This is a genomic window from Hyphomonas polymorpha PS728 (genome assembly GCF_000685315.1).
In the GTDB taxonomy this organism is placed as follows: domain Bacteria; phylum Pseudomonadota; class Alphaproteobacteria; order Caulobacterales; family Hyphomonadaceae; genus Hyphomonas; species Hyphomonas polymorpha.
The window spans coordinates 17,879-39,618 of sequence record NZ_ARYM01000030.1; the positions used below are offsets into that span (position 1 = coordinate 17,879).

Here is a 21,740-nt window from a genome sequence, read left to right on the forward strand (position 1 = left end):
GCCCCGCCTTTCAGCGGCGGGTGGCGAGGATTTCCTTGGCCAATTCGGCATCCCTGTGCATCTGCTCGATCATCGCGTCCAGCGAGGGGAATTTCAGTTCCGGGCGCTGATAGGCGATGAGCTGAACCTCGACGCGCTGTCCGTAGATCTCGCGGTTGAAGTCGAAGATGAAGGTTTCCAGCAGCGGGTCGCGCAGGCCGGTGGTCGGTGTACGGCCGAAATTGGCCACGCCGTCGCGCCACTCGCTTTCCCCCTCGATCCGCAGGCGGACGGCATAGACGCCCATCTTCGGGTGGATGAGATCGCCCAGCGCCATGTTGGCGGTAGGGAAACCGAAAGTGCGCCCGTTCTTCTCGCCCGGCTCGATGATGCCATCGGCAATCCAGGGGCCGCCCAGCAGGTCTGCGGCCACTTCCGGCTCGCCCGCCATCAGGGCCTGGCGGATGGCCGTGGACGAGGCCTTGCCACCATGGCCGGAGACTTCCTCAACGATGGTAACGCCAAACCCCAGCGCGCGGCCAAGGCTGGCGAGGCGCTGGGCATGGCCCATCCGCCCCCGGCCGAAGCGGTAGTCAAAGCCGACGGAGACATGCGACACGCCCAGCCCGTCCACCAGCACCTGGCGGACAAAGCCTTCATCGGTCATCGCCGCCATCTCGCCATTGAAGGGCAGCTCGAACACATGGGTGGCGCCGGCGGCGAGGATCAGGTCGTTGCGCCGCTCTGGCCGCAGGATGCGGAAAGGCGGGTCGCCGGGGCGGAAATAGGCGCGCGGGGGCGGTTCGAAGGTCGCCACCGAAAAGCTGCCATGGCCGGCAATGCGCGCCGCGTCCATCACGGCGCGGTGGCCGGCATGCAGGCCATCAAAATTGCCAAGCGCGATCGACGCGCCCCGCGCCGTTTCCGGCAGCCCGCGATATTCGGCAAAGACTGCCATCACTTCTCCCGGCTGGGGGCCACCACGTCGGCTTCCCCGGTGATAACGCGCTTGCCTTCGACAATGCATTCGACCTTCAGGGTGACGCGGTTGCCGCGGTCCTGCTTCTCGGCCACTTCGGCGCGCACGGTCACCGTGTCGCCGATATGGACCGGACGCTTGAAGCGCATGGAGAGGCCGACAAAGATTGCGCCGGGGCCGGGCAGATTGTTGCCCAGGATGCCGGAGATATAGCTTGCCGTCAGCGCGCCATGGGCGATGCGCTTGCCGAATATCGTCTTGGCGGCGAACTCGTCGGACATGTGCAGCGGGTTATAGTCGCCCGAAACCTCGGCGAAACGCTGGATGTCGTTCTCCGTGATCGTGTGCACTGTTTCGTGCGCCTGGCCGATCTCGAGGTCTTCATATTTGTAACCGGTGAACTGGGTCATGCGGCCGGATTACTCCCTGATTCTGTGTCCTGAAGTGCGTTACACGGGGCAGAAGCCGCCGTCACCCCTGCTCGCCTGCGAGGCGCTGCGGTGCCCAGGGTTTGCTTACCATCTGAGCCCCGTCATCGCATAAGTGGCCATTTCCCCGTAATCGGCCAGCAGATCGGTAACTTCTGCTTCAAAATCAGCGCCATGCTGCTTCAGGCCGGTGCCGACATAGAGGCTGTCGAAGCCCTGGCCGCTGGCGCCGCGCACATCGGTGGCCGGGCTGTCGCCGATGCACAGGATATTGCGCGCCGGGGCGCCCATGGCGGCCACCCGTTCGAGCGCCAGCTTGTAGATCGGCGCATAAGGCTTGCCGGGATAGATCACCTCCCCGCCCAGATCCTCGTAAACATCGGCCAGCGCGCCGGCGCACCAGTAGAGCTTGCCGCCCACGCGCACCTGCTTGTCTGGATTGGCGCAAAGCATCGGCAGGCCGTTCTCCACGCCTTCGCGCAGCTCTGCGCGATAGTCCTCCGGCTGGTCGTTCGCCATGTCCCGCAGGCCGATGCACAGCAAGAGATCGGCGCCCGCATCGTCCTGAAACTTCAGGTCGAGGCCTTCGTAAAGGTGGCGGTCATGCTCCCAGCCTTCATCCCCGCCAAGGCGCCAGACGGTCTGGCCGGGCCGTTGGGAGAGTTCATAGCGGGTTGCGTCGCCCGAGGAGACGCAGGCATCAAAGGCTTCGCGTGGCACGCCAAGCGGCTCGAAATAGCGCACAACCTGCGCTTCGGGCACCGGGGCATTGGTGATCAGGCACACCCGGCCGCCGCCTTCGCGGAACTTCACCAGCGCGTCGCACGCCTCTGTGAAGGCGGCGCGGCCATTATGGATCACGCCCCACACATCGCAGAGGATGGTGTCATAGCGGCTGGCGAGACCGGCAAGGCCGGGCGGGAAAAGCGGAGCTGTCATGGGCTAGCGAGCTAGGCCGGGCACGCGGCCGGGTCAATTCCCGATGCCACAGGCACTCGCCGGCAGCGGGCTCAGCGCCCAGAGCGTGGCTGTGGGGATGGATACCGCCTGCGGCAGGAAACAGCCCCTCAGGCGCCAGCTTGCGCCCGGGGAGTCGTCGCTCATCAGGGCGGGGTCATACTCGCAGCTCAGAAGGCTTGCCGGATTGGCCGATGGCGTGCCGAGCTCGGCATTGATCAGCATGTGATAGGAACCCGTCGGCAACGAGACCGCGCCTGCCTCCACCACCCCGAAATCGCAGCTCTCGGCGAGGACATAGGTGCCGTCCGGCTGGCGGATCGAGGGGATGAGCGGCGGCAGAAGCGTCAGGTCCAGCCGCAGTGGGGCGCCCTCCTGAATGGGATCGAGCACCGAGGGTGGCAGGCCCTCGCTTGGGCCGTGGGGCAGCGTCGCCGTCAGCGCCACGAAGCGGGCCGGAGGGGGCGGCGCGGGCACTGCAAACGTCGCGGGCTGTGGCGGCGGCGGCGCGCCTTCCGGCGCATACACACAGGCCACCGCGAGAGCGGGCAGGATGGCAGAAATAACAGCAAAAACCCGGCGCATGGCGTCCCTCCACATGGCGTGCGCGCTCAGGGAGCCTCCAAATCCCGGCGAAATCAAGACGGGCCGGAAGGAGGGCGCGCCGAAGACCCTTGCCCAGCGGGTTCGCTTATGTTAGTGAGCGCTCACTATTTTGGAGCAAACCCATGTCCATCATCCGCCTCGATCTCTCCGCGCTGCAGGCCACCGCTCAGATCACGCCGGAGGAAGCCGCCCGGCTCACCGCGCTGGCCCTGCCAGACCGGCGGGGCGGCCTGGCGGTCAACCTGCTCCTGATCTTCGGCGCCATCGCCGTTTCGGTGGCGGCCATCGCGCTGGTGCCCAATGCGGCCACCGGGCTGCTCTTGGCCCTCGCCGCGCTGGCGGCGGCAGAGGCGCTGCGCCGCCTGATGACCGGCGAGAGCTTCACGTTGCTGGCAACCGCCCTCGCCCTCATGGGCACGCTGGGCCTGGCCGGCTGGGTCGGCTGGGAGTTCCGCGAGGCTCACCCAACCCAGCCCGCCCTGCTGATCACCTTCCTGCTGACGGCAGGCGCGATCTGGTATCGCTCGGCCTTCCTGGCTGCGCTCGCCATGGTCGCCCTGGGTGCCGTTTTTGGCTCTGGCACCGGCTACTGGCACGCCAGCTACGCCCTCTTCGTCGAGGAACCCACGTTGACGATTGCCGTCTTCGGCCTGCTCACTGCCGGGCTCTACCGGCTGCGCGGGCATGTTCCGGAAAGCTGGTCCAATCCGATCACGGTCGCGGCCCGCACCAGCCTGATTCTGGTTCACTTTGCCTTCTGGGTGGGCTCGCTCTGGGGCGATGTTCTGGGCGGCGCGCGCTGGTCCTATGAAGACGCGGCACAACCCGCCTTCGGCCTTGCGCCCTGGATCTTCGCCATAGGTTGGCCCGCCCTGTCGTTCACCCTCGCCTTCACGGCCCGGCGCGGCGGCTTCCTTTCGGTCAGCGCCGTCGTTTTCCTGGCGATCCATGGATACACGCAATACTTCGAGACTTTCGGCGCCGAGCCCCTCAGCCTGCTCATTGCCGGCCTTGTCCTTGTTGGCCTCGCCATCGCGGCTGCCCGGCTCCTCCGGGGCCGGCGGGGGGCTTAGCCCTGCCGGATGAATTTGGAGAAGGTGTGGATCAGGTCGCGCGGGGCGTCGGCCGCCATCAGACTGTCCACGGGGTCGTCGCGGCGGACCATCATTGTCCCGTTATGTCCGCTTTTATCTAAGCGGAAGTAATTCATCGACCAGCGCGGGAAGGCCCGCGACTCCGCCTTTTCGGCAAGAATGCGCACGATGCCGGAATGGCGCTTGTCCTTCAGGATACGGTCGTAAATATCCTCAACCTCTACGCGCGGACCTTCGATCAGCTGCATGAAGCTTCCCCCGTTATGCACGAGGTACCCGGTGATGTAGCGCTCCTCATTATTGGACTGGGAAGCGTTGAGAACATTCAACATATCCTCTTCCGACAATCCGGGACGAGCGGTACTCACATAGATAAGGCGAAACAGATCATTGCTCATGCAGATAGAACGAATAGGTCTACGGTCTGGTTCCCAGAAAGAAGCGGCAACAGCCGGTTGCAAACAATCCCCCGTGCTGCTCTCGCCACGCGTGCGCCGGCGGCCCCTTGACTTCCCCAAGGGCCGCGCGATCAGCAAACCCTCAGGAAAAACAAGGGATAATGGAGACGACAGATGACCCCGCGCGATCTTGAAGGCCGCACTGCCCTGGTAACCGGCTCAGCCACCGGCCTGGGCCGTTCCATAGCCCTGAAACTCGCTGAGCGCGGCGCCAGCGTCATTATCAATTGTACCAAATCCATCGCCGACGGAGAGGTCACCGTGGCCGATTGTCAGGCCGCCGGCGCCCAGGCGCGCCTCGTCCAGGCCGACGTCTCCACCGACGAAGGCTGCCAGAAGCTGGCCGATGCCGCCGCCCAGGCAGGCCGGCTCGATATTCTGGTGAATAATGCCGGCATCACCAAACATGCCCGCGACCATAGCGACCTCGACGCGCTCAGCCGCGAGGATTTCCTGCATCTCTATTCGGTCAATGTCGCCGGCCCCTTCATTTTGCTTCAGAAAACCAAGGACTTGCTGGTTGAGGCGCACCGCCAGACCGGCCGCGCCTCGGCTGTGCTGAACGTCTCCTCCATCGCCGGGGTGGCGGGGGGTGGGCTCCTCGGTGGCCTATGCTGCGTCCAAGGGCGCGTTCAATACGATGACGATCAGCCTCGCCCGGGCGCTCGCCCCAGCCATTCGTGTCAACGCCGTCTGCCCGGGTTTTATCGGCACCCGCTGGTTCAAGGACACGATGAGCGAGGCGCAATACAGCAAGATGGAAGCCGGGGTCGCCGCTTCCGTGCCCCTGAACGTGGCTTCCGGCCCTGATGACATCGCCGATTCTGCGCTGTTCCTCATTACCGATGCTTCCCGTCACATAACTGGCGAAACCCTGCTGGTGGATGCGGGGATGCACCTTGGATATGCCCCGCTGAAGGCACGCTGACTCGGGTACTGCCTGATTTCTGGACGCTGCGCCGCACAATTGTAAGGCATGGGTGGCGCCGCCTGCCCAAATTCGGTGCGATTAAATGCCTCTCACGCGTGTTCGCGTGGCGGCAGCATCGGCAAGGCGGGGAAAGACCGGCAACTTCGTTCGTGGCGCTCAAGCGGGAGCGTGATCACAAGACGGGGTTAACACGCATGCGTATGAAGTTTTATCAGGCAGGTGTCGCACTTGCTGCCATGTTGGCAGCGGCCGGCACTGCATCCGCCCAAGGCGAATTCTCGGGCAACGTCGCTCTGTCGTCGGACTATGTCTGGCGCGGCGTTTCGCAGTCGAACGGCGACCTCGCCATCTCCGGCGGCTTCGACTACACCAACGGCATGTTCTATGCTGGCACCTGGGCTTCCAGCATCGATTTCGACAGCGATTCCGATGCCAACGTCGAACTGGACTTCTATGGCGGTCTGGCTGGCGAACTCGCCAACGGCATCAGCTGGGATCTGGGCGTCATCTATTACACCTATCCGGACACGGAAGATGACGATCTCGACTTCCTCGAAATCAAGGGTGCCCTCGGCTATTCCTTCGAAAGCGGTCTCTCGGTTGGCGGCGAAGCCTACTACGACATCGACAACAAGAACCTCTACCTGAACGCCACCACGGGCTATTCCTTCACGGACGCCTTCTCGGTGGACGCCAGCCTCGGTAACTACCAGTTCGACGACGGCGACGACTACACCAACTGGTCGATCGGCGGCACCTACTCCGCCCTCGGCTTCGGCTTCGACCTGCGCTACTGGGATACCGACATCGACGGTTCAAACCTGGCTGACGAACGCGTCGTGTTCACCATCTCGCGCTCCATGTAATCTGCCTGAAGGCTCAGAATACCGGGCCTGAAATCTCAAACCGCGTGTGGGCCTACCCGGATTCCACACGCGGTTTTCTTTTTGCCTGACTTTTGCGCAGGGGTAGAACCGCCTCAAAAGGCGGTTTATAGGCATGATCTTTCCCTAAGGAGAGGCACATGCGAATTGGTGTTCCAACAGAAATCAAAAAGCAGGAATCCCGTGTCGGTCTGACACCTGAAAGCGTTGGCGAACTCGTTCGCGCTGGCCATCAGGTGAACATCCAGGCCGGCGCGGGAGTGGCATCCGGCTTTGCCGACGAAGCCTACACCGCCATCGGCGCGTCCATCCTGCCCGATGCGGACGCCGTTTTCGGCGAGAGCGAACTGATCGTGAAGGTGAAAGAACCGCAGCCGGAAGAAACCGCGCGCCTCACCAGGGATCACACCCTCTTCACCTATCTTCACCTGGCGCCCGATCCAGTGCAGGCCAAGGGCCTTATGAACTCGGGCTGCCTGGCGATAGCGTATGAAACCGTAACGGATGCGCGCGGCGGCCTGCCGCTGCTGCGTCCGATGAGCCAAGTGGCCGGGCGCATGTCGATGCAGGTGGCCGCCGGCGCGCTGATGCGCACCAAGGGCCGCGGCCGGGGCATCCTGATGGGCGGCGTTCCGGGCGTTGCCCCCGCCAAGGTCGTCATCATCGGCGGCGGCGTCTCGGGCACCCACGCAGCTGAAATCGCCGTCGGCATGCGCGCCGATGTCTGGATCTTCGACCGCAACAATGAACGCCTCGGCGAACTCGACGAGCAGTTCCGCGGCACGGTCAACACGATGTACTCCACCGCGCACTCCCTGGCCGAAGCCATCAAGGATGCAGACCTTGTGATCGGCGCGGTGCTGATCCCCGGCGCCTCGGCGCCCAAGCTGATCAGCCGCGAGCAGCTTTCCACAATGCAGCCCGGCTCGGTGCTGGTTGACATCGCGATTGACCAGGGCGGCTGTTTCGAGACAAGCCGTCCGACCACGCATGATGATCCGATCTATGAGGTGGACGGCATCCTGCACTATTGCGTGGCCAACATGCCCGGCGCGGTGCCGCGCACCTCCACCTATGCGCTGAACAATGCCACGCTGCCTTTCGTGATGCAGATTGCCAATCGTGGCGCGCGCGCGGCGATCAATGCCAACAAGCATCTGGCAAATGGCCTGACGGTGGATCAGGGCACCATCGCGCATAAGCTCGTCGCGCGGGATCTGGGCGAGAAATATGTGCGGCCTGACTGGCTTACCGTCGTCTGATCATCAGCCGCCTGCAAAAACAAAAAGACCCCGGACGCTTCTGTCCGGGGTCTTTCTTTTGCGCTGGCAGGAGCCTTTGCCAGCGGCAGAAGCTTATTGCTTGACCACCTGGCCGCGGGCCATCACGAAGTTCACGGATTTGAGAACCTTGATGTCCGCCAGCGGATCACCTTTGACGGCGATGATGTCGGCACTCTTGCCCGGCTCCAGGGTGCCGGCAATATCCGACACGCCAAGCAGGTCTGCCGCGTTGACGGTGGCGGCCTCGATGGCTTCCATCGGCGTCAGGCCAAAGCGGACCAGCAGTTCGAACTCATCGGCATTGCGGCCATGCTTGGATACGCCGGCGTCGGTTCCAAAAGCAATCGGAACGCCTTTCGGGTGGAGCACTTCAAGGCTCTTGCCGGTAATGCCGATGCGCCAATCGATCTTGGCGCGCACATCGGGCTCATAGGCGTCGGGGTTGGCTTCAATCCGCTCGATATATCCGTTCACGGTCGAAAGCGTCGGCACGTAATAGGCGCCGGATGCGACAAAGACCTCAATGGTTTCCGGATCAAGGATGGTGCCATGCTCGATGGAGTCGACGCCAGCTTCCAGCGCGATGCGGATGCCGTCTGCGCCGTGAGCATGGGCGGCCACTTTCTTGCCGAACAGTTTGGCCGTGGCGACGATGGCATCCGCCTCGTCCTCGAACATCTGCTTGCCAAGGCCCGCGCCGATGCGGCTGTTGACCCCGCCGGTCGTCGCCAGCTTGATCACGTCCGCCCCGCGCGCCACCTGCAGGCGCACCGCGCGGCGGCAGTCTTCCGCGCCGTCGCAGGTGTTGCCTTCCGCCTTGAAGAAGGGGCGCAGATCGTCCCGGAAGCCCAGCGACCCATCCATATGGCCGGAGGATACGGAGATGGAGGCGGCCGAATCGAGGATGCGCGGCCCCATGATCTGGCCGTCCTTGACGGCATCACGCAGAGCCATCACGGCGCCGTCGCCATCGCCCAGATTACGCACGGTGGTGAAGCCGGCGTTCAGCGTCTTCATGCCATTGGTCCAGGCATCGAAAGCCTGGGCGGCCGGGGAAAGGGTCACGCCTTCCAGCTGGCCGGCAATGCCGCCGGTGTCGGAGGTCAGGTGAACGTGGCTGTCGATCAGGCCGGGCAGTACGAAGCTGTCCTTCAGGTCGATCACGCGCACCGAACGGTTGGGCGCAGCCTTGTGGCCATTCTCCAGGGAGACGATCTTGCCATCGGTGACCGTGATCGTGGTCGCCCCGCGCACCGGATTGCCCGGCACATCCAGCACCTTGCCGGCATGGATGATGACGGTTTCAGCTGCTGCCGGAAATGCAGCCACGACGGCAAATGCAGCGATGGCGGCCGTGCGCAGGAAGCGCCTTGATAGGGTCATTGGATAAGTCCTCCCAGGATCAACAGATTTGACATAACTCTTATAAGACGCACGCGGCGAGAAAAACCTCATCATCGCGCCCATGTGGGCTACACTGATGCCAGACAAGGGAGGCCTATCATGATCGAACTCATCATCGACAAGCGCACGCGAGACCTCGGCGGCGGCTTTGAAGTGGGCCGCGTGCTGCCCTTCGCCAAACGCCGGATGGTCGGCCCGTTTATCTTCTTCGACCAGATGGGCCCTGTGGATTTCGCCCCCGGCATCCCGCGCGAACTGGATGTGCGGCCCCACCCGCATATTGGCCTCTCGACAGTCACCTATCTTTATTCCGGCGCGATGACCCATCGCGACAGCCTTGGCTTCAAACAGGAAATCCAGCCGGGCGCCGTCAACTGGATGACTTCCGGCAAGGGCATCACCCATTCTGAACGTCTCGAATATGCCCGGATGAACGGCGCCCATATGCACGGCATCCAGGCCTGGGTCGCCCTCCCGACGGAGGACGAGGAAATCGATCCCGGCTTCTGGCATCACCCCGCCGACACCCTGCCGGTCTGGAACGAGACCGGTCTCAAGGGGCGCCTGATCGCCGGCAAAGCGGAGGGCCTCGACGCGCGGGTAAATACCCGGTCCCCGATGTTCTACATGCATTGGGAAATGGAGACAGGCGCCCGCCGCAAGGTGCCGGATGAATATCCTGAGCGGGCGGTCTATGTCGCCAGCGGCAGCGCGGACGTGGCCGGCCAGAAGATCGGCGCGGGCCAGATGGCCGTGCTCGGCAAGGGCGACGTCGTGGTAACTGCAGATGAAGCGTCAACCGTGATGGTGCTCGGCGGCGAACCTGTCGGCGAACGCTTCATCTTCTGGAACTTCGTGTCTTCGTCCAAGGAACGCCTGGAACAGGCCAAGGAAGACTGGAAGCAGGGCCGCATGAAGCTGCCCGATGGCGACGATCAGGAATTCACGCCCCTGCCCGAGGGCTGACCTCAGGCAGCGCGGCCGGAATGCGGGCGGGCCAGCGCTTCGGCGTCGCCCTGCTTGGTCGAGGTGGCGTTGGTGTTGAACTTCAGGATGTACACGATCGATCCGTTACGTGCCTCGCGCATTTCGATCTGTCCACCGATGGTTTGCATCAGCGCGCGCCAGACGAGCCGGTTCTCAGAGCTTTCCGACAGATAATCCTCGGTCAGTTCCGATTGCAGCGTGCCATTGGCCAGTTTTGCCGCCTCGACGGACACCCAGCCCTGCTCACCGCGCACCCCGCAGCGCACGCGCAGCGATCCGCCGCCCCGGCACACCTGGCCCAGTTCGAGCAGAACCGCCGAGAATACCCGCGACAGCACACGGGCCGCCTTGGCGCTGTCGATCATCGCGTCCTGACCGCTGGGCTCGTCAATCTCCACGCCCAGCGTGGTGATCGCCGAATGCTTCTGCGTGATCACCTGCGCCAGCGTCGTCTTCAGCGACACGTCCGCGCCGTCAACCACACTGTCGCCGCCCTGCGTGATGGAGAGCACCTCATCCACGAGGCTCAGCGCCTGGTCCGCGAAGCTCACCATCTTGTCACCGGCAAGGCGGATCTCTTTGTCGTCAAAAGGAATATTGCTGCGGGTTTCAAAGCGCGAGGCAATCGTGCGCAGGGTGCGCAGCGGCAGGCGCAGTTCGCGCGTCACCGAGCCCACAAAGCGCTCCACAGCCAGGCGGGCTTCTTCGGCATCGCGGCGGGCTTCGTCCGCCTCCTGACGAAGATCGTCCATCTTGGAAACATCGGTGTGGATGATCACACGGCCACCCGAACTGGTCGGCACACAGGACCGCATCACGCCGCCAACATCGGCCAGCTTGCGCATGTCCGTTCCCGGACGGAAATCCGTCTTGTCCAGCCCCTTGGGGAACCAGCGCTGGTGAACAGCGTTCTGGATGATCACATTGCCGGCCGCATCATAGATGGCGAACGCTTCCGGGATCGCGGTCACAGCATCGAGCAGCTGTTCGTGGTTCTGTGCGGCGAGGCGCTTGGCCTCCATCTCCATCAGCAGGTTACGATAGGCGTTGAGGCTGGCGAAAGCCGAGGCCAGCGTCAGAACAAGGCCGAGCACCACGATTGTGGCCGGCAGGCCCACGGGCGCCAGGAAAAATCCGACAGTTGCCGTGGTCGCCGCGCCGAGCAGGAAGCGGGCCGCCACGTTCGCCACCGGCGAAACAACGGCCACCACGCCGGCACACATGCCAAACACGATGGCAAACATCGACACTTTGAGGCCGACATCGCCCGCCGGCGCCAGAATGACACAAAGGCCCCACCAGGCACCGACCACACCGGTGGCCACTTCAGCGCGGCGCAGGAAGCGTCCGCGAACAGGGCGCGCCGGCGAACGGTCCCAGCGGCTGCGGCTCCAGGCGATCTGCGAAATCGCGAACACCCACACCGGAATCATCCAGCCAAACAGAAGCGCAGTATTTGTTTCGCCATACAGCGTGAACACGACCGCAGCAGAGTTCACGATGTTGATAAAGCCCATCACCGTCAGTAGTGACACCAGACGATGGTGCATATAGGCAGGGACATCAGGCGTCTCACGGCGCTTGAATCTCCCGACCCCAATGAGCGGGAAAAGTATAACGTCTGACAGGCCTATCGACATCTTCATGCGAGCGTTACTAACAGGACATGATGAAGATCGGTTTTTCCCGAAGCGTGCGACCTTCACGGTCGTGTTAACCGAAGAATAACTATCTATGAGCCTGCCGGATCGAACTTCCCTGGCGATTGTCGGCGCAGGCCCCGGCGGGCTGACGCTTGCACAATATCTGCGGCTCACAGGTTATTCACAGGTCACCCTGATCGAACAGGCAGACCGGCTCGGCGGAAAGTCCGACAGCATGGACCTTGGCGACCTGATTGCCGAGATGGGCACCTGCTATGCCACAGGCGCCTATAAGGACGTGCTGAAATGGATGCGCCGCCAGCGCAAGCCTTTCCGCCTGCTCCGGCGCACAACGGTCGATGGCGCCGGCATGCGCGATTATGTGAACGAAGCCCCCGGCGCCTCCCTGCCTCAGCAGGTGATGATCTATCTGGCACGCCGCCAGAACCTGCTCGGCCGGCTGAAGAAAAACCCCGATGATCCCCGCGCGCTGGCCGAGGCGGCCATGTCTGCCGAAGACTGGCTGACCGAACAGAAACTGCCCAAGGTCATGCGCATGATGTACCGCGCCGTGACGGCGCTGGGCTATGGCTATCTGAATGAAGTGTCGATCTACCAGGCGATGATGTGGGTAGACCATCACGCCATCATCAGCGGCGCCACCGGCAAGCTGATCATGCCCTCACAGGGCTGGTCGAATTTCTGGGAAGTGCTGGCGGAAGATTTCGATGTGCGCCTCTCCCATCAGATCACCAAGATCGAACGAAGCCCCAAGGAAGCGCTGCTGCATTTTGCTGACGGGCAACAACTCGCCGCCAGCGCCCTTGCCTGCACCATTCCGCTGGATGACTGGGCGCGCCTCGTCACTGATCCGACAGCGGATGAACGCGCCGTGGCCGATGCGGTGACATGGAAAGGCTATGCCACCTCGCTGATCGTCGTGGAAAACTGGTTCACCGAGGAAGACATCCGCTCCTTCTCGAAGGCTTTCCTGCCGGGCTCCTATCCCGGCCAGCTTATCTCGGCGCGTTATGAAGGGCACAGCCCGGACTTCGGCGGCCATCTCTATGTCACCGGCCAGATCCCGGGCGATTACACGGTGCCGGAACTGCGCGTCTTCCTGGAGCGGGATCTGGCCGATCTCGGCGCGCGCCTGGTCAACGTGGTAAACGTCAAGAACTGGCGCTATTTCCCCCACCTCAATCTCAAGGCCATCGAAGGCGGCCTTCTTGGCCGGATGCAGGCGATGCAGGGGCAGGCCCGGTCCTGGTATTCGGGCGCGAGCTTCTCGCACGAATCGGTCGCCAATATCTCCCGCTTCAACAAGGCGCTGACCCCCAAACTGCTGTCGAGCCTCAAGCAGGGCGCCTGATCCTTCAGCGCAGGAGCGGCCGCAGGGACCGGTTTTTCATCACATCCCTGCATAAATGTTATCGTGAGCCCGCGGGATCAAAGCCGCCCGTCCGCCCCCATTTCCAGCGGTGTTGAAACGACACGCCAAATGGAGGCATCCGATGTCCAATCTTCTCGTCATCAATTCCAGCGCTAATACCGGCGCGTCTGTGTCCCGCATCCTGATCGAGGAAACGGTCAGCCGCGCGCTTGAGGCGGCCCCGAACACGGCCGTCGTGCGCCGCGACCTTGGCAGCAATCCTGTGCCCCACCTGACCACGGCAAACCTTGCCGGGGTACGCGGCACGCCTGCCACCGAAGAGGAATTTGCAGCCCGCGCCCTTTCCGACGAACTGATTGCAGAGCTGCGTGCCGCCGGCACCATCGTCATCGCCGCCCCGATGTATAACTTCTCGGTGCCAACCTCTCTGCGCGCCTGGTTCGACTTCGTGCTGCGCGCCGGTGAAACCTTCCGCTATTCCGAGGCAGGCCCGGAAGGCCTGCTGAAAGGCAAGAAGGTCATCGTGCTCACCTCGCGCGGCGGGCTCTATTCGGAAGGCCCCGGCGCCGCGGCAGATTTCCAGGAACCCTACCTGCGCCACCTGCTCGGCTTCATCGGCATCACGGACGTCACCTTCATCCATGCTGAAAAGATCGGCTATGGCCCCGAAGCACGCGATGCCGCGATTGCCGGCGCGAAAACCGAGATTGCCAGGGTCGCCCGCTCCTTCTCCACCGTCGCTGCCTGATCTCCCCCACCGCCGGCCACCCCTGCCGGCGCGCAGCGACGTGCGCCCGCGCTCCCGCCCCGGAGCGCGGGCGCCTTGCGTTTGGGGCCTCAAGACATCCCTTGCTTGCCAAGCCGGAAGGCGCGCCTTAACGCTCCCTCCCAAGGTGCCGGCGTGGTGAAACGGTAGACACAGGGGACTTAAAAGCAGATTAGGAAAAATCTGCGTCTGATAAACCACAATAAAATCAAAAGTTTGACGGCATTTCCTCAGATGTGTTATACTTACACATGTCTTACACATGTTGGGCGTGGCACGATGGAGTATGAAAAATACACATTGATGGACGGCAAGCTGCACCTGTATCGGCGCGAGAACAGCCGATACTGGCAGTGTTCGACTTACCTCAACCGCCGCAACCACAGAACGAGCACCAAGGAAGAGAGCATCGTCCTCGCGAAGGAGTTTGCGCGGGAATGGTTTATGGAGCGCTACGCCGAAGAGCGTCGCCGAAAACGCGGGCTTCCTCTCTATGAGACACTAGATCACGAGGCTCAGCCGGAAGGGCTGATCGACCGCCGCCGCAAGGTCAAAGCTACAGGGCCGACCTTCCGCGAAGCCGCTGAGGCTTTCGTGAAGGAGGCTACGGCGATCACGGCAGGCGAGCGCAATGATCGTTATATGATTCAGAAACACACCCATTTGCGTGTGCACTTGCTCCCCTTCTTCGGGGAAAAGGCACTCTCGGAGATAAATGCTGGACTGATCCAAGATTATCGCGCGCACCGCGCAACACCTCAGAAAGACAAAAGTGGTGAAGCGCGGAAGCGCCCCGCGCGCAGCACGCTGCACCAAGAAATGGTGACGCTTCGACAAGTCCTAAAGACAGCCAACCGCAAAGGCTGGATTCAAGCGCTGCCCGACATGTCGGCACCCTACAAAAAATCAGGGAAGATCACTCACAGGGCATGGTTTTCACCCGAAGACTATAAGCGCTTGTATGAGGCTTCACGCGAACGCGCATTGAACCCGAAGAAAGAGCGCTGGCGCACAGAGTGCGAAAACCTCCATGATTATATCCTGTTCATGGTGAACACAGGGCTTCGACCAGATGAAGCCCTGCGCCTCGAATATCGAGACGTTGCCATCGTAACCGATGAAGCAACGGGCGAACGCATCCTCGAAATTGAGGTCAGAGGAAAGCGCGGCGTCGGCTACTGCAAAAGTATGCCTGGCGCTGTCATGCCATTCAAACGCCTCCAAAAGCGCAGCGGCGGGGCACCGACCGCCAAGCTATTCCCGCGCTTCCAGCGCGATCTCTTCAATACCCTTCTTGCCGAACTGGATCTTCGCGAAGACCGCGAAGGGCAACGGCGAACCGCCTACAGCTTGCGTCACACCTACATCTGTCTCCGCCTGATGGAGGGCGCAGATATTTATCAAATCGCCAAGAACTGCCGCACCAGCGTGGAAATGATCGAGAACTTCTACGCTTCCCATATCAAGAACACGCTGGATGCATCGGCCATCAACGTGCGAAAACAAAGAAAGAAAGCTGTGAAAGACGACGGGAACGACAAGCCTCCCACCCGTCGCCGCCGCAAATCTTCCTTGAATGCCGAAACCTAAAAAGACTATATTTTTCTTGGCACGCGGGCGTGGCGAAACTGGTAGACGCAACGGACTTAAGCCAAAACAGATTGAGTGCGCTCGTGGAAACCCGAGACGTAGAACTGCTCAAATTCGGGGAAACCTTCACTGGCAATCCCGAGCCAAGCCCAGCGATGGGAAGGTGTAGAGACTAGACGGGCAGCACCTAAAGCCGAACGGCCAGGGTGAAGGGATAGTCCAGACCACAAACGCCACGCACGTGGCGGCGGCGAAAGTCGAAGTGGTAAGAAAATCCGTAGGACCGAAAGGTTCGTGCCGGTTCGATTCCGGCCGCCCGCACCAACTCACTTCAAACGGCTGTACTGCCGTATTCCCGCAGAGCGGAACCGCTCTGCCTCTGCATAGTGAGGAGCGAACGCGACGAACGGCGGCGTTTCAGGATCGCGGACGCGATCAGCCATCTTAGAAATCTGAATGCGGGGCACGATGTGCCGCCTCAACGAAAAGCAGTCATCATCTTTCTGATAGGCGCGCCATAAGCGCTTGTTCGCCATCTGCTTGATAGCCTCTGACGAGCAAGAGCACGGCTACGGTCGACGCGGCTTAATATTGCGGCTTATGATGCGCGCCAGCGCCTCATCGATAAAACGAATGCTGATCTGAATATGTGGGCAATCTTCGAGGCGCAGGCCGCGCGCTTCAAGATCGTTGATGATTTCGGCGCGCTTGGCGCGAAGCTGTTGAACGGTAAGACCCTTCAAATCTGCCTGGGTGAATATGAACGACATGGTGTTTCTCCTTGTTTTGGAGACCGCGACCATCGCGGCCTTCACGGCAGACAAGGAGCAGCGCGTATCGCCAGCCCGCACTCGTGCGAAACAAAGTGGAGAAGCCCAGACTTGGGCTTGCGGGCATAGAGGCGAACCGATGCAAGGATGCCAATGAGAAGGACGCGGCTCGCGAAGCTTCAAATTAGAAACACCGTGCACTGAGTTCACGGGTCAGGTCAGACAGAAGGTCGAACCGCAACTCTCGCAACATCCGAAATCACGTAAGTCCCGATCTGGTGCGCGACGCGAAAAGATTCCCGCATTGATAGAATCCCGTTTTCTTGATGCGCAGGCTGCATCATCGTGTGCGTGCTGCCTTCTCAGTAGCCTGACGAAGGCGCCCACAGGAGAAACGCGATGTCACAATGGCAAGAGCTTGTGACAGACGGGCACGTGCGCGCCGCCCGCTGGCGAAACGCAACGCCCTTTCTGCTTGTCGCAGCAGCGGCAACCATCACATTGGGGGCGTTGGCGCTCATTTTCGCGCCGCAGGCCGAGCGCTCGGATCGCGTGGCGAATGCCAAACGCGAGTATGTCCGAACACTGAGCGCAGCAGTCGCGCAGCTTGATCCGCTGATCGCTTCGATACAGATCGAACCTGAAAATCCCGCAGCAGCCGTGAGCCGCACAGAAGTGCAAGGCCAGGTCACGGAGGCACTCGAAAGACTGAACGCGGCGGGGCGTTTGCCCGCAGAAGCCGCGCGAATCAAAATAGAAGACTATTGGGCAGGCAGATGGGAAGCTGGCACGCTCAACGCGCTGCGCAAGAACAATACCGTTCTTGTTGCCTCATATGTGCGTCTCGATACGCCATCAGCCGATAGTGATCGGCCGCCCCAGCTTGCGCGCACCTACGGGCTCTTTCGCAAGTCTGCCGCTGGCACATGGGACTATTACTGCCTGGACTTCGCCGCCGCTCTGCGCTGCGACCAGACATCCGTGCGCCCGCATGAAGTGATCGGAACGCTGAGAGACTTTCTGCCATCCAGCGCGACCACAGGGAGTAACAGATCATGACCGAAGGGTTTGATATAGGTTTGCTGATGGCGCTCGCCGCCATCGCGGTGGTCGCTGCGCTTGTGTTGTTGCCGCCTGTGCGCAGCATTGCCATGTCGCTGCTCAACATCTTTCCAGCGATGCTTTTGTTTGCACTCGGCACAGTGGCATGGGTCGCAGATCGTCCGATCCAGTGGCTGATCGCCCGTGTGCCTCCCCTACAGCGTGCAGGTGACCTGTTCGCCCGCGCCGTTGAAAAAACTGGCGCGCGCAAGGAAGGGCTCGCCTCTGGCAATCGCGACGCTGTCGCGCAAGAGATGTGGCCAGAAAACCGCTTCCCGTTTCTCTATTCCGAAGTGCCTGACGATATCCGCCGCCCTCTTTGGGAAGATGGCAAACTTGTTGGCGGTATTGATTTGCCATGGATGGCCGACCGCCACTTTAATGAAGGACTGTCCACAGCGGCAGGACGCCTTGGCCTCACAGCCACGCTGATCGCACTTGCTGCGCAGCCGATCATCTTTGGGCTGATCTCGTTTTTTACGCGCAGCGAGAGTCCAGCCGAGCAAATCCTGCTGGAGCAATTCCCAGGCGAAGAGCCAATCTATCTCGGAAGCTGGGCAGTCTGGCAGGCCATGGCCGCCAATACCGCTGGCGGAATTGCTTTCGCGCTGCTGCTTGCAGCGGCGCTGATTGCTGCATGGGTTTTGATCGCGCTTGGCATTGGCCTGCTCGTTGCGGTGGCCGCTGTCGAGCATTGGCGCAGCGTCGCCGCTGCGCCCTATGAGGCCATTTCCAAAGACGCGCATGTGCGCTGGAGTTACCGCGCCGAAGCGCGGGCACTCGCCCATACGGGCTATGTGCGGCAGGTGAGCCATGCCAATGGCTACCTCGGCGGATCGCCGCTTTTCAAAGTGGGATCGGGAACGGGTACGCTGCGCCTGCGCGGCGATCTTGCCGCCCCCGTCAAGGATCAGCCGCTCGCACTGGATCGCGAGTCGCTCTTCCAGCATCTGCTCGTCTTTGGCGGCACAGGTGATGGAAAAACCACCGCCATATTGAAGCCGCTCATGACGCAGGTTCTCGCCGAGCCCAGGTTCGGCGCCTATGTCACCGACGCCAAGGGCGTCTTGTGGCGCGACGCCGAACGCATTGCCGAGCAGGTCGGGCGCAAGGCTGACATTGTTCGCATCGGCACGGGCGCAAGCGAGCTTGGCGTGAACATCACCGCCAAGCTATCGCCCAACCAGATCGCTGCCACGCTGCGGTCTGTGCTCACCCAAATGGGCGGCGGGCGCGGTGACAGCTTCTGGCCTGACATGGCCGCAAACGTCATGCGGCACATGCTGACCATCGGGCGCGCATACGCGGAAACGCCCGAAGGCCAGGCCGAAGCGCGCCACCTCAACCCCTATAGTCTCTGGTGGGCTTATCAGGCCGTCATCGACGAAAAGCGCCTTCAACCCGCGCTCGACGCTATCGGCAAAGCGACCACTGGCCATATCCTCCGCATGGAAACGGCGCGCGCCGCTGGCGAGCGTGACACCTACGCGCAGCTCGAAGAACGCACCGCGCGGCTGGCAGGGCCAGACGTTGTCGCGAGCCACACCTATCTGACCCAATCCTGGGCCGAGATGGCGAAGGACACAAAGACAGGCATCATCGCCAATATCTCGCAACTGATGGATGGCTTCGCAGGTGCGCCGATCTTGCGTGAACGTTTCCTCTGCGGGCTGGACACAGTCACGGCCAGCCTTGATGCGCCGCTGAACGGCAAGATCGCGCTTGTCACGCTCAACACGGTGGATGACGGCTTGCCCGCGCGCCTGATCGCCATCTTGCTCAAAACCGTCCTTTATCGGGTAGCGCGGCTGCGCGAAGCCGCGCTCAAACAGTCAGGCGCCAATCCCCAAGACAAACCCTGCCTTGTCGTCATGGACGAGGTGCAGGAACTCGCCACGGTCGATCCGACCACGGGCTTGTCGGACGCGACCTTCTGGAACGTCGCCCGTTCGACGGGTCTTGCGGGTGTCTTTGCCACCCAGACCGTCGCCGCGCTGACGCAGGCCATGGGCAAGGACGCCGCCGAAAACTTCATGCAGCAATCGCGCAGCAAGATATTCCTGCGCAGCGAGGATCAGGCGACCGTCTCCTATGCCTGCTGGGTAGCAGGCCAGTTTGAGCGAAACCGCGTCTTCGGAGACGGACAGTGGGAAAGCCTTGATCAGCGCAAGTTGATCAGCGGCTGGTCTCCCTTCGATCATCTCGATGATGCTGCATCGCCAGATGAGGGATCAGGCACGCAGTTCTTCTTTAAAGCCGCCATGGGCTTTCTCTCGCGCGCCGGCATTGGCCAGGCGTCTGCCAAGCCCACCTATGCCACTGACAACCGCTTTGTCCCCCAAGCGACAGACCAGTCAACACAGCTCGCCGCGCTCAGTGCAATGCAGCAAGCAGCATGGCGGCAGGAAGATCAGGACCGCAAATTTCGCACCGAGGGCAATACAACCGCCCCCGCCATGACACCCGCTGACTTCATCGCCATGGGAAGATGGCATGCTTATGCACACATCCAACGGGCAGGTTTGGCACGGCAGGACGTGATCGAACTGCAACACAGCTTTTGATCAGCGCAGCGCTCTTTGCGGCGGTGCGGGACGGGCAATCGTTAATGATTTTTTGCTATTCTGAGGTAATTCGGGAGTCTGCAAGCCATGCGCGGTCACACCGCGCGCCGCCAATCGTTAACGATTGGCTGGCTTGGCAAGGGGTCATTGCATACCCCGTTGCATCCCCGAGCGCAGGAGCTTCGCCCCGTGCACCCGACCAAAGAGCCTTCGCGCCCTTTGGAAACCTGACTGGGGTTTCGCCCCCAGCGACGACACAAGGGGCTGTCGCGCCCCTTGGAACCACGACCAAAGAGCCTTCGTGCCCTTTGGAAACCAGACTGGGGTTTCGTCCCCAGCGACGACCATGGGCCTTCGAGCCCTTGGAGCCTGACCAAGGAGGCTGCCCGCCCTTGGAACAAGGGCCAGCACCGTGCTGGACCGAGCGGAGGCAAAGCCCCCGCAGACTGCCGCGCCATACAAATGAGAGGTGCGCATGACGAGTGGCAGCGAAAAGCGGCGCAGGGGTGACACGATCACGGTACGTGTCACACCCGACGAGCGCGCCGCCATTGATGAGCTCTCCGCGCTCCGAGGGATGAGCGTAGGAGCGTTCATGCGCGCTGCGGCGCTTGGCGATCCAGGCCCGCGCGCCCAGCGCCGCGTCCCTATCGACGCCAAAATGCTGCGCCGCCTCGTTGGCGAGGTTGGCCGTGTCGGCAACAACCTCAACCAGATCGCCCACCGCCTCAATGCTCGAAACGAGTATGATGAGGCGCGGCTGCAAGCGGCGCTCGCCGCCCATGATGATCTTCGCAAGGCCATTCTGGCCGTTCTGGGGGTGCCCACGAAGTGATCATCAAGGGCAAGAGCCGCAGCGGCCCCAAGCAACTCGCCACCCACCTTCTCCGCGCCGATACCAACGAGCGCGTCGAAATCCTCGAACTGCAATCCTCCGCCCAGACGCTCGGGGATGCCTTCAAGGAGTGGCAACTCATTGCCGAGGGCACCAAAGGCAAGCGCGGCCTCTACCACGCCAATATCGACCCCGCCGAGCAGTACAGCATGACTGCCAGCCAATGGGTGCGGGCCGTGGAAGTGCTTGAACGCGAGCTTGGCCTCGACGGCCAGCCGCGCGCCGTTGTGCTGCACGAAAAAAATGGCCGCCAGCATATCCACGTGGTCTGGCAGCGGACCGACATCGACACGATGACGCTGGTTTCTGACAGCAACAACTATCACGCCCACGAACGGGCCAGCGCCGCGCTTGAAAAGGAGTTCGGGCACGATCTCGTGCCTGGCAAACACGAAAAACGTGTTGCTGATCAGCCCATCCCAGCCGCCGAGTTCAACCATGCTGAATGGCAGCAGGCCGAACGCTCGGGCATCGACCCCAAGGCCTTCAAGGATCGCGTCACCTCTCACTATAATGCGGCGGACAGCGGCAGCGCATTCGTCGCCAAGCTGGACGACGATGGACTTATCATTGCCAAGGGCGACCGCCGCGATTTTGTGATCGTCGATCAGGCTGGCGAGGTCTATAGCCTCGCACGGCAGATCAAAGGCGTGACTGCCAAGGATCTGCGCGACTTCATGACCGATGTGCAAGCCGACGCTTTGCCAAGCGTTGCAGAGGCAAAGTCGATCCAGGCCGAGCGCCCGCCGAGGCCCGCAGCGGAGCCGCAGGAACTTGCCATCACCGAGCCGCCCGCAATGGAAGCGGCCGATCCTCAAAAGCTTGAAGAGACTTTGAAGGAATGGCATGCCGATGACATGCGCAAACTTGCTGAGCTACAGCATACCGAACGCGCGCAAGCTGCGCACGCTTTGGATGTGAAGTTTGCAGATCAGATGGCGCAATCAGACGCCATGCGCGCCGCCGCCCTCGAAAAGTACGATCAGCAGGCCGAGCGCACGGGCGTGTCCGTCGTCATGTATTTTGAG

At 62.0% G+C, this 21,740-nt stretch carries 20 protein-coding genes and 1 pseudogene; 12 read left to right on the forward strand and 9 right to left on the reverse strand.

Annotation, left to right across the window (positions count from 1 at the left end; translation table 11 throughout):
• Positions 1 to 10: 10 nt before the first annotated feature.
• The 4 genes from ribF to HPO_RS17615 form a co-directional block, all read right to left on the reverse strand.
• On the reverse strand, positions 11 to 937 hold the full coding sequence (gene ribF, locus HPO_RS17600; protein WP_035601836.1) for a riboflavin biosynthesis protein RibF: 927 nt from the start codon (positions 935 to 937) through the stop codon (positions 11 to 13).
• Positions 937 to 1,368, reverse strand: a complete 432-nt coding sequence (locus HPO_RS17605; protein ID WP_035601839.1) for a MaoC family dehydratase — start codon at positions 1,366 to 1,368, stop codon at positions 937 to 939. The genes ribF and HPO_RS17605 overlap by 1 nt, the downstream gene beginning before the upstream one ends.
• A 105-nt stretch (positions 1,369 to 1,473) precedes the next feature.
• Complete coding sequence (locus HPO_RS17610; RefSeq protein ID WP_035601842.1) at positions 1,474 to 2,325, reverse strand: TIGR01459 family HAD-type hydrolase; 852 nt, start codon at positions 2,323 to 2,325, stop codon at positions 1,474 to 1,476.
• A gap of 33 nt (positions 2,326 to 2,358) precedes the next feature.
• Positions 2,359 to 2,928 carry a hypothetical protein gene (locus HPO_RS17615; protein WP_035601845.1) on the reverse strand — a complete coding sequence of 190 codons (570 nt, stop codon included), beginning with the start codon at positions 2,926 to 2,928 and terminating at the stop codon, positions 2,359 to 2,361.
• Positions 2,929 to 3,071: 143 nt separating this feature from the next.
• On the opposite strand from HPO_RS17615, the gene HPO_RS17620 reads away from it, so the two are divergent.
• Positions 3,072 to 4,022 carry a hypothetical protein gene (locus HPO_RS17620; RefSeq protein ID WP_051612780.1) on the forward strand — a complete coding sequence of 317 codons (951 nt, stop codon included), beginning with the start codon at positions 3,072 to 3,074 and terminating at the stop codon, positions 4,020 to 4,022.
• Here HPO_RS17620 and HPO_RS17625 read toward each other — a convergent pair.
• Positions 4,019 to 4,441 carry a BLUF domain-containing protein gene (locus HPO_RS17625; protein WP_051612781.1) on the reverse strand — a complete coding sequence of 141 codons (423 nt, stop codon included), beginning with the start codon at positions 4,439 to 4,441 and terminating at the stop codon, positions 4,019 to 4,021. The two genes, HPO_RS17620 and HPO_RS17625, sit on opposite strands and share 4 nt — an antisense overlap.
• Positions 4,442 to 4,615: 174 nt before the next feature.
• Between HPO_RS17625 and HPO_RS21290 the strand changes: the two are divergent.
• The 3 genes and pseudogenes from HPO_RS21290 (at position 4,616) to ald (ending at position 7,578) form a co-directional block, all read left to right on the forward strand.
• A pseudogene (locus HPO_RS21290) lies at positions 4,616 to 5,429 on the forward strand (SDR family NAD(P)-dependent oxidoreductase).
• A gap of 197 nt (positions 5,430 to 5,626) precedes the next feature.
• On the forward strand, positions 5,627 to 6,298 hold the full coding sequence (locus HPO_RS17635; RefSeq protein ID WP_233349129.1) for a TorF family putative porin: 672 nt from the start codon (positions 5,627 to 5,629) through the stop codon (positions 6,296 to 6,298).
• 158 nt (positions 6,299 to 6,456) lie between these two features.
• Positions 6,457 to 7,578, forward strand: coding sequence for an alanine dehydrogenase (ald, locus tag HPO_RS17640; RefSeq protein WP_035601850.1), 1,122 nt, complete (start codon positions 6,457 to 6,459; stop codon positions 7,576 to 7,578).
• Between the two features lie 93 nt (positions 7,579 to 7,671).
• On the opposite strand, the gene HPO_RS17645 is transcribed toward ald, so the two are convergent.
• A complete protein-coding gene (locus HPO_RS17645; protein WP_035601854.1) occupies positions 7,672 to 8,982 on the reverse strand; it encodes a metal-dependent hydrolase family protein in 1,311 nt (436 codons plus the stop codon).
• Positions 8,983 to 9,102: 120 nt separating this feature from the next.
• On the opposite strand from HPO_RS17645, the gene HPO_RS17650 reads away from it, so the two are divergent.
• Positions 9,103 to 9,969 (forward strand): pirin family protein, encoded by an 867-nt coding sequence (locus HPO_RS17650; protein WP_035601857.1) that lies wholly within the window; start codon positions 9,103 to 9,105, stop codon positions 9,967 to 9,969.
• A gap of 2 nt (positions 9,970 to 9,971) precedes the next feature.
• Here the strand turns inward: HPO_RS17650 and HPO_RS17655 are convergent, their stop codons facing one another.
• Positions 9,972 to 11,540 carry an ATP-binding protein gene (locus tag HPO_RS17655; protein WP_035601860.1) on the reverse strand — a complete coding sequence of 523 codons (1,569 nt, stop codon included), beginning with the start codon at positions 11,538 to 11,540 and terminating at the stop codon, positions 9,972 to 9,974.
• Between the two features lie 184 nt (positions 11,541 to 11,724).
• Here HPO_RS17655 and HPO_RS17660 point away from each other — a divergent pair, with 184 nt between their 5' ends.
• From HPO_RS17660 to HPO_RS17670, 3 genes are all read left to right on the forward strand, one after another.
• Complete coding sequence (locus HPO_RS17660) at positions 11,725 to 13,005, forward strand: FAD-dependent oxidoreductase (RefSeq protein WP_035601863.1); 1,281 nt, start codon at positions 11,725 to 11,727, stop codon at positions 13,003 to 13,005.
• A gap of 142 nt (positions 13,006 to 13,147) precedes the next feature.
• The gene (locus HPO_RS17665; protein ID WP_035601865.1) at positions 13,148 to 13,774 is read left to right on the forward strand and encodes an FMN-dependent NADH-azoreductase; all 627 of its coding nucleotides are present in this window, start codon (positions 13,148 to 13,150) and stop codon (positions 13,772 to 13,774) included.
• Positions 13,775 to 14,071: 297 nt separating this feature from the next.
• Complete coding sequence (locus HPO_RS17670; protein ID WP_051612782.1) at positions 14,072 to 15,382, forward strand: tyrosine-type recombinase/integrase; 1,311 nt, start codon at positions 14,072 to 14,074, stop codon at positions 15,380 to 15,382.
• A 326-nt stretch (positions 15,383 to 15,708) separates the two neighbouring features.
• Here HPO_RS17670 and HPO_RS20630 read toward each other — a convergent pair whose 3' ends face one another.
• Entirely contained in the window at positions 15,709 to 15,918 is a 210-nt protein-coding gene (locus tag HPO_RS20630) for a hypothetical protein (RefSeq protein WP_157532911.1), read from the reverse strand.
• 33 nt (positions 15,919 to 15,951) lie between these two features.
• Positions 15,952 to 16,152, reverse strand: coding sequence for a hypothetical protein (locus HPO_RS17675; RefSeq protein ID WP_035601867.1), 201 nt, complete (start codon positions 16,150 to 16,152; stop codon positions 15,952 to 15,954).
• A gap of 399 nt (positions 16,153 to 16,551) precedes the next feature.
• Here HPO_RS17675 and HPO_RS17680 point away from each other — a divergent pair, with 399 nt between their 5' ends.
• The 4 genes from HPO_RS17680 to HPO_RS17695 all read left to right on the forward strand — a co-directional run.
• A complete protein-coding gene (locus HPO_RS17680; protein WP_035601870.1) occupies positions 16,552 to 17,211 on the forward strand; it encodes a hypothetical protein in 660 nt (219 codons plus the stop codon).
• Positions 17,208 to 19,817 (forward strand): type IV secretion system DNA-binding domain-containing protein, encoded by a 2,610-nt coding sequence (locus tag HPO_RS17685; RefSeq protein WP_035601873.1) that lies wholly within the window; start codon positions 17,208 to 17,210, stop codon positions 19,815 to 19,817. Before HPO_RS17680 ends, HPO_RS17685 begins: the two co-directional genes overlap by 4 nt.
• 475 nt (positions 19,818 to 20,292) lie before the next feature.
• Complete coding sequence (locus HPO_RS17690; protein ID WP_051612783.1) at positions 20,293 to 20,652, forward strand: plasmid mobilization protein; 360 nt, start codon at positions 20,293 to 20,295, stop codon at positions 20,650 to 20,652.
• Positions 20,649 to 21,740 (forward strand): relaxase/mobilization nuclease domain-containing protein (locus HPO_RS17695; RefSeq protein WP_051612784.1); only part of this gene is annotated, 1,092 nt, incomplete at its 3' end. The genes HPO_RS17690 and HPO_RS17695, both read left to right, overlap by 4 nt.